Consider the following 7,725-nt stretch of genomic DNA (forward strand, 5'->3'; position numbering starts at 1 on the left):
CAGGTTCGTGGTTCGCTCTCCGTCGCGGTTCGGTGTCTCTGTGTCTGTGTGGTGGGAGGCGCGCCGTGGGGTCGCTGGATGGTGTGGTCTTTTCGCCTGCTTGGGGTCGGGCTTATCCACAGGCCCCGTAGTTGTCCACAGGCCGGGGTTTTGCGTTGGGGCGGCCGTGTTGTGGCCGATAGGCTGGGTGCGGGGTCGCCCCCCAGGGCGGGTGGGGGCTGTCCTGAGGTAGGGGGCGGATCCCTGAGGTAGGGGGCGGGCCGCAGGTCCGGTCGTCGACCAGGTTGTGGGGAGCAGGCGGGGTGGACGGAGGCGCGGCGGCCGGGGGCGTCGCATGGGCAGGAGTGATCACGAGTCATCCTGCGCCTGCCCGGACCGAAACCCACGGGTGACGCTCCGGAGCCAGATCTGACGCCGTCGTGGGCGTGGGTGGGAACAAGCTTCCCCGCGTCGGCGTTGAGCCCTGTGGTCGGCGCGTCACGTGTCCCCCGGGCTGCATTCCAACCGCCTTCGCGGAATACCGTTCGGCTGGAGCCGCGTCGTGCTTCTCGCCGAGAGGCGACCGGGCGCGCCGACCCCCGACTTGACCGGACCAGAGGACCCCGCCGGGAACGAGCCCGTTCCCGGCGGGGTCCTCGTCGTCGGGGTCGTCATCGGGTTCGGGGTCGTCCTCCGGCATGTCCTCACCACGGCCCACCCGCCTCCTGTCCTGGCAGGGCGTCGGTGTGCGGGGCTGGAACCCCGGCGGGCGCCCGGTCGTTGCCAGAGCAAACAGGTGTGGACGGTCGTGGGGCCGATGGTCGCGTTGCCCAGCAGGACTGGTCTGTTCACGATGATCTGGTGCCAGTACGGGCGCTGCTGGCGGTGGATCTGCGTCCCGACCTACTTTGGCCGGGGGCCGGAGGGCGCCCGACGCGTGGCCCGGCAGTTCGGGTGGTACTGCGACGAGCGACGGGAGTACGACCTGTGCCCGGAGCACGTGCGGGGGATGCCACCGCCCCCACCGCCGAAGGCCGCGCGCCTGCGCCGCTGGTTCCGCCGTCGGCGCGGCGGCTAGTTCGCCAGGCTAACCCGCCACGAGCACCTGCGGCGCGGCCTGCTTGATCCGCGTGCGCAGCCACTTCCCCCGCGTGCGCGCGTCCTCCTGGCACTCCGTGGCCACCTGGAGCAGCTCGGGGTCCCTGACCGCCTGCGCCACCTGCGCCAGGATCACCCACGCGATCTCCGCCTCGTGGGCGGTGAGGGAGAGGTCCCGCAGGTCGCGCAGCAGGAGCAGCCCGGCCAGCTCGGAGTGACCGACCAGCTCGCCGCTCCTGCGGCGCAGCGCCTCCAGCAGGTGCGGCGACTCGGTCCTGCCCTCCCTGGCGCGCACCCCGTAGCGCCGGGCGAACGGGGCCAGCCGCTCCACGTGCTCCCCGCACCGGCGCGCCAGGGTGTGCCCGAGGTGGTAGAGGTCCGGCTCGGCCGCGTGTCGCTCGCCGACCCGCCGGAGCTGGCGGGCCAGGTCCAGCTCGGCCTCCTGCGCGTCGCTGACAGCCCTGCCGACCCTCATGACCCCTCCTCGACCGTCTCGCGCACAGCCTCGACCGGTGCGCTCGCACCCTCGACCGTCTCGCGCACTCCCGCGCCGCCCTCGGTGGGTGGGAGGTCCTCCCCGACGGGACGGGACGCGGCCGTCGTCGGGGCGGGGGAGGGCACACCCCCGGCGTCGGCGATCTTCTCGACCCGCACGGCCGCCACCTTGACCAGCGGTTGTTTCGACACCGGGTCCCAGTCGGTGATCGTCAGCTCGTTGGCGGCCCTGTGCCAGCCGTCCCCGCTCACCCCGTCCGGGGTGTCCCAGTAGCCGTAGTGGAAGGGCGCGAAGACCACGCCCTCGCGGACCCCGGTGACGCGGGCGCGCGCCTCGATCCGTCCCCTGGCTGACTCGACCCGCACCACGTCGCCCTCGCGGACCCCCAGGCGTTCGGCGTCGGCCGGTGCCAGCTCCACCCACATGTCCGGGGCGGCGGCGTCGAGCTGGGGCGCCCTGCGGGTCTTCGTGCGGGTGTGCCAGTGGTAGACGGTGCGGCCGGTCGTGTAGAGGAAGGGGTATTCCTCGCTCGGCGGCTCGTGGGCCGGCAGGTAGTGCGCCGCCTTGAGGATCGCGCGTCCCTCGGGGTGCAGCGCCGCGTGGTCCTGCCGTTCGTACGCCGCGCCGGTCAGCAGGTCGTGGCCGTAGTCCTCGCAGTAGTCGGTGTCGGTGTTGAAGCGGTGGTCCGCGTAGAGGCGCTCGGTCCCGTCGGGCGTGTTCTCGTCGCACGGCCACTGGATTCCGCCGCTGCCGCGCAGCTTCTCGTAGGACAGTCCACTGTAGTCACAGGGACGGCCGACGGTGACGCGCTTGAACTCCTCGAAGCACTCCTCGGGCGTGCGCCACTTCGGCAGGGGAGCGCCGTCCTTGTCCGTCAGCTCCATGCGGCGGGCGTAGTCGAGGAAGATGTCCATGTCCGCGCGGGCCTGGCCCGGCGGGTCGACCGCCTTCTCCGACAGGTGCACGGTCCGGTCGTGGTTGGTGAAGGTCCCGGTCTTCTCACCCCACATCGCGGCCGGGAGGACGACGTCGGCCAGGAGCGCGGTCTCGGTGAGGAACGCGTCGCTGACCACGACGAACAGGCGTTCCTGGGCGAGGATCGACCGGATGCGGCGCAGGTCGGGCAACGAGACGGCCGGGTTGGTGCCCACGATCCACAGGAACCGGACCGAGCCCTCCTCGGCGTGGCGGAAGATCTGCATGACGTGGGTCGGCGGCGCCCAGGTGGGGATCTGGAGCGGGTGGACGTTCCAGATCCGCGCCAGTTCGGCGACGTGGTCGGGGTTCTGCCAGTTGCGCAGCGCGGTCAGGTCGCCGTCGGCCCCGGTCTCCCTGGTGTTCTGCGCCGTGGGCTGGCCGTTCATCTGGAACACCGTCCGCCCGGGCTCCCCGATCATCCCGCGCAGCAGGTTGATGTTGTTGATCTGGCAGGCCGAGGCCGTGGCCTGGTGCGACTGGTAGACGCCCTGGAGGCACGTGGAGACGAGCCGGTCGGCGGCCCCGAGGATCTCGGCGGCGGCGCGGATGTCGTCGGCGGGGACGCCGCAGATCTTGGCGACCCGCTCGGGCGGGTAGTCGGCCACGGTCCGCGCGAGCCGCTCGTAGCCCACGGTGTGGGCGGCCACGAACTCGCGGTCGACCCGGTCGTGGGCGATCAGCTCGTGTTGGATTCCGTTGAGCAGGGCGAGGTTCGTGCCGTTGCGGATGGGCAGGTGCACGTCGGCCTCCCGCGCGACCGCGGTCCGGCGCGGGTCGACCACGACGAGCCGGGGCCGGTCGGGGCCGCGCAGCCGGTCGAGGATGCGCGCCCACAGCACGGTCTGCGTTTCGGCGATGTTGTGGCCGACGACGAAGAGCGTGTCGCACAGGTCGAAGTCGCGCAGCGAGCCGGGGTCGCCGTCGGTGCCGAACGACTCCTTGAGCGCGAAGTCGGCGGTGGCCGTGCACAGCCGGGTGTTCCCGTCCAGGTGCGGGGTGCCGATCCCGGCGCGGACGACGACCGAGAGCGTGTAGTAGTCCTCCAGGAACAACTGCCCGCTGTTGTAGAAGCCCATGGCCAAAGGGCCGCGCTCGGTGAGCACCTGCCGGGACCGTTCGACGACGAGCCCCATCGCCTCGTCCCAGGTCGCCGGCTGGAGCGTCCCGCCCTGGCGCACCAGCGGCTCGGTCAGCCGGTCCGGCGCGTTGTTCGCCTGCCAGCCGAACAGTCCCTTCGGCCCGAGCCGGCCGTGGTTGACGCGGTCGCCGGCACGGCCCCGCACCCCGACGATCCGTCCTGAGTGGACGGCGATGTCCATGCCGCAGCCGTTGGAGCACAGCACGCAGGCCGACGGGACCCACCGGACCTCGTGCTCGGGCACGCCCTCCGCGAGGTACTGGTCGACCCGCACGGGCCAGGGCTCGTCCACCCCGTGTGGGGTGCGCGCACCCCAGATGTCAGCGACTCGGTCCACCACGGCTCTCTCCTTCCCGCGCCAGGGCCTCCCGGTGGGGGTTCCCCGCGCGGACGCCGGTCACCAGCAGGAACGGGGGCCGGTGGCGCTCCAGCGCCCACGGCCGGGCGGCCAGCAACGCCGGGTCGGCCACGCCGGCGGCGTCGGCCAGCCGGGGCGCGTCGACGCGCACGTCGCGGAAACCGGCGCCGGTGAGCAGGTCGCGGTAGGTCTCGGTCGGCCAGTAGACGTTCACGACCCGCACCCACGAGCCGTCGGTGCGCCGGATCCTGACCGGGATGGCCTGCCCCGGGCGGTAGCGGACGCCGGGCTCGCCCCGGCGGAAGCCCTCGAACCGGCCCCCGTCCACGTGATCGGGGTGGGGCGCGAGCGTGGTGAACCTGCCTCCCGGCCGCAGCACGCGCGCGACCTCGCCCACCAGGACGCGCAGCCGCTCGGGCTCGGCGATGGTGTTGAACACGAAGCAGGCGGTGGCCGCGTCGACCGAGGCCGCCGCCAGGAACGGCAACCGGTCCTCGACGGTCAGGTGGTAGCTGACCAGGGGATCGGGGGAGCGTCGGCGCGCCAGCTCCAGCATGGCCGGCGACGAGTCGACCCCCACGACGTGGACGCCGTAGCCGCGGGCGAGCCACCGGGCGAACTCCCCGGTGCCGCAGCCCAGGTCGAGCAGCACGCCGCCCCGCCCGGCGACCAGTCCGAGCGCCCGTGGCACGAACGGGTAGCCGAGCACCCAGCACACGGTGTCGTCCCAGGACTGGTAGTCCTCGGCGGTGCCCGGGTCGCGGTACGAGATCACGTCGTCCGCGTCGAACCCCGGGTGATCGGCGGGCAGGTCCACCCCGACCCTCCAGACGATGGTGGGCTGTCGGGCTCGCGGTCCGCCTCCATGGTTGAGCAGATCCCGCGCCCCTGCGCGTCGGCGTGACGCCCGGGCGTGGCCGGGGCTTCCCCAGGTGATCGCGGCTGATCTCAGGTGTTCGGGTGTTCGGGGCGTTCGTGGTCACGGAGGGTTCCTCCGTGGTGGTCCTCCGGCCCCGGGCCACCCTCCGACGGGCCGATTTCACGTCGATTTCACGTCGATTTCACTCGGAGGAGTGACGCCGCGTCCGCTGCCCCGCCCGCTCCTCGATGACGCGCGCGTGCCCGTCGAGCAGGGCGCGCAGGCCCAGCTCGAACACGGTGTCGAGGTCGAGGTCGTACCCGGTCCTGGCGAAGGCGCGCAGGACCGAGCCGAACACCGGGTACCGGCCGGTCGCGACGAGGTCGGCGAACGCGGGGAGCTGGCGGTCCATCCACTCGTCCTCGGTCAGGCCGGTGACGGCGGCCGCCTGCGCCTCGTGTTCGAGGTTCGCCCCGAGGCCCTGGACGAAGCTGTGCACCAGGACGTGCAGGTCGACCATGGTGGTCGGGTCCAGCCCGAGGCCGTCGAGGGCGGCGAGCATCCACTCGGCCGCCCTGATGATGTTGGGCAGGGGCAGTGGCCGGGTCAGCACGTGCGGCTGCGCCAGCCAGGGGTGCCGCCGGTGCAGCGCCCACAGCTCGCGCGCCCCGACCTCCAGCCGCCGTCGCCATCCCGATGGCGGCGGCTCGGGGTGCCGCAGCTCGCCGTAGACGGCGTCGATCATGAGCTGGACCAGGTCGTCCTTGCCGTCGACGTGCCGGTAGAGCGACATGGTGGCGACCCCGAGCCGGGCGGCGACCACGCGCATGGACAGCCCGGCCAGCCCCTCGGCGTCGGCGATCTCGATCGCGGCCCGCACGACCCGGTCCCTGGTCAGCTCGGGCTCCGCCGCCGGCGCTCGTCGGGGAGCGGGCGAGCCCGCCGCGGTCGGGGTGTTCGCGGCCGTCGGCCGGTGGACGCCCTCGGCGACGACCGTGCCGACACGGGGCTCGGCCCGCACGACTCCCTGCTGTCGCAAGGTGTTGAGCGCCTTGGTGGCGGTGGCGTGCGCCACGCCCCATTCCCTGGCGATCTGGCGGACCGAGGGCACCGGGTCCCCGGGGGCCAGCTCGCCGTCCGTGACGCGCCGGCGGATCTCGGCGACGATGCGCAGGTAGGGCGGCTCGGGCGGGCCGGGACGCTCGGAACGCTCGGTCGGGTTGGACGCGGCGGGCACTCGTGCACTCCGTTCTTGTGCTAGTACAGAAAGGGGTCTGACCTGGGGGACCCTGATGCTGTTCTACAACAGAACCCGGGAAAACCTGGTGTGCATACTCCGTACGTTCAGATGCGTACACCGTATGCGGAGGCATGGCCCATGCAGACCGTTCTCATTTCCGGCGCCAGCGTCGCGGCTCCCGCGCTCGCCTACCTGCTCCGCCGCCACGGCTTCGCGCCGACCGTGGTCGAGCGCGCGCCCGCCCCGCGCCGCGGCGGCCAGGCGATCGACATCCGAGGGGTCGCCCTGGAGGTCGTGGACCGGATGGGCCTCGGGGACGAGGTGCGCCGGATGCGCACCCGCATGCGCGGGATGGCGATGCTGGACCGGGACGGCAACGAGGTCATGCGGTCCACCGAGATGACCCTCAGCAGCGGCCGGCTCGACAGCGGCGACGTCGAGGTGCTGCGGGACGACCTCACCGGACTGCTGTACGAGCGGACCCGCGACGACGTCGAGTACCTCTTCGGTGACTCCGTCACCGCCCTCGCCCAGGACGAGCGGGGCGTGCGGGTCGAGTTCGCCGACGCGCGGCCCCGTGCCTTCGACCTCGTGGTGGGCGCGGACGGCCTGCACTCCGGCGTCCGCCGGCTGGTCTTCGGTCCGGAGGAGGCGTTCCTCCGCCGGCTCGGCACGTCCATCGCGATCTTCAGCGCCGACAACTTCCTCGGGCTCGACAACTGGCAGATCTGGCTGAGGGACGACACCCGCGAGGGGCTCGGCTACGCCGTCTACCCGGCGCGCGACAACACCGAGCTGAGGATCACGCTCGGGTTCCCGTCGGAGCCGGCGGACAGCGGAGCCCGCGACGTCGAGCAGTGGAAGCGGCTCCTCGCGGAGCGGTTCGCGCACCTGGGCTGGGAGACCCCGAGGGTGCTGGCGGCCATGGACCGGGCCACGGACCTCTTCTGCGACGACATGGCGCAGATCCACATGGAGCGGTGGTCCGAGGGCAGGGTCGTGCTCGTCGGCGACGCCGGCTACTGCCCCTCGCCGCTGTCGGGGCAGGGCACGAGCCTGGCGCTGGTCGGCGCGTACACCCTGGCCGAGGAACTGCGCGCGGCCGAGGGGGACCACCGCGTCGCCTTCGCCCGCTACGAGGAGCGGATGCGCCCGTACGTGGCGCTCAACCAGGCGTTGGCCACCGACCACCAGGACGGGCAGGTGCCGGAGGAGGAGCTGGAGCGGGCCAAGAACGCCTTCGCGCTGCACGGCTAGACGAGTAATGCGTAAGTCCGGGGTGGTGCCGGGAGACGGACGAAGGGTGCTCAAGATCAGTTTGTGACGACCGACCTGAACACCCTTCTCACCGCACTCTACGTCAAGATCGACGATTACCTGGCTGGCAGGCCCCGGTGGGGCCGACCTCCCAAGCTCACTGATGCGGAGCTGATCACCCTCGCGGTGGCCCAGGCGCTGCTCGGGTTCACCTCCGAGGCACGGTGGCTGCGGTTCGTGCCTGACCACCTGCCCGGGGCGTTTCCTGACCTGCCGGGCCAGTCCGGCTACAACCGCCGCCTGCGCGCCGCGTTGCCTCTGG

The 7,725-nt window shown here is 72.5% G+C and carries 6 protein-coding genes and 1 pseudogene; 3 read left to right on the forward strand and 4 right to left on the reverse strand.

Annotated elements, in window-relative coordinates:
- The first annotated feature begins 787 nt into the window (after positions 1-787).
- Positions 788-1,057 carry a hypothetical protein gene (locus tag LX15_RS12975; RefSeq protein ID WP_253669804.1) on the forward strand — a complete coding sequence of 90 codons (270 nt, stop codon included), beginning with the start codon at positions 788-790 and terminating at the stop codon, positions 1,055-1,057.
- Between the two features lie 9 nt (positions 1,058-1,066).
- Here the strand turns inward: LX15_RS12975 and LX15_RS12980 are convergent, their stop codons facing one another.
- From LX15_RS12980 to LX15_RS12995, 4 genes are all read right to left on the reverse strand, one after another.
- Entirely contained in the window at positions 1,067-1,552 is a 486-nt protein-coding gene (locus LX15_RS12980; RefSeq protein ID WP_253669805.1) for a hypothetical protein, read from the reverse strand.
- Complete coding sequence (locus LX15_RS12985; RefSeq protein ID WP_253669806.1) at positions 1,549-4,029, reverse strand: molybdopterin oxidoreductase family protein; 2,481 nt, start codon at positions 4,027-4,029, stop codon at positions 1,549-1,551. The genes LX15_RS12980 and LX15_RS12985 overlap by 4 nt, the downstream gene beginning before the upstream one ends.
- Positions 4,010-4,864: a class I SAM-dependent methyltransferase gene (locus LX15_RS12990; RefSeq protein ID WP_253669807.1), complete on the reverse strand. Its 855-nt coding sequence runs from the start codon at positions 4,862-4,864 to the stop codon at positions 4,010-4,012. The genes LX15_RS12985 and LX15_RS12990 overlap by 20 nt, the downstream gene beginning before the upstream one ends.
- A 244-nt stretch (positions 4,865-5,108) precedes the next feature.
- Entirely contained in the window at positions 5,109-6,143 is a 1,035-nt protein-coding gene (locus tag LX15_RS12995) for a TetR/AcrR family transcriptional regulator C-terminal domain-containing protein (protein WP_253669808.1), read from the reverse strand.
- A 141-nt stretch (positions 6,144-6,284) separates the two neighbouring features.
- Between LX15_RS12995 and LX15_RS13000 the strand changes: the two genes are divergently transcribed.
- Positions 6,285-7,403, forward strand: coding sequence for an FAD-dependent monooxygenase (locus LX15_RS13000; RefSeq protein WP_253669809.1), 1,119 nt, complete (start codon positions 6,285-6,287; stop codon positions 7,401-7,403).
- Between the two features lie 63 nt (positions 7,404-7,466).
- A pseudogene (locus tag LX15_RS13005) lies at positions 7,467-7,725 on the forward strand (IS982 family transposase); the annotation flags it as partial.

Source organism: Streptoalloteichus tenebrarius, assembly GCF_024171885.1.
GTDB classification, from domain to species: Bacteria; Actinomycetota; Actinomycetes; order Mycobacteriales; family Pseudonocardiaceae; genus Streptoalloteichus; species Streptoalloteichus tenebrarius.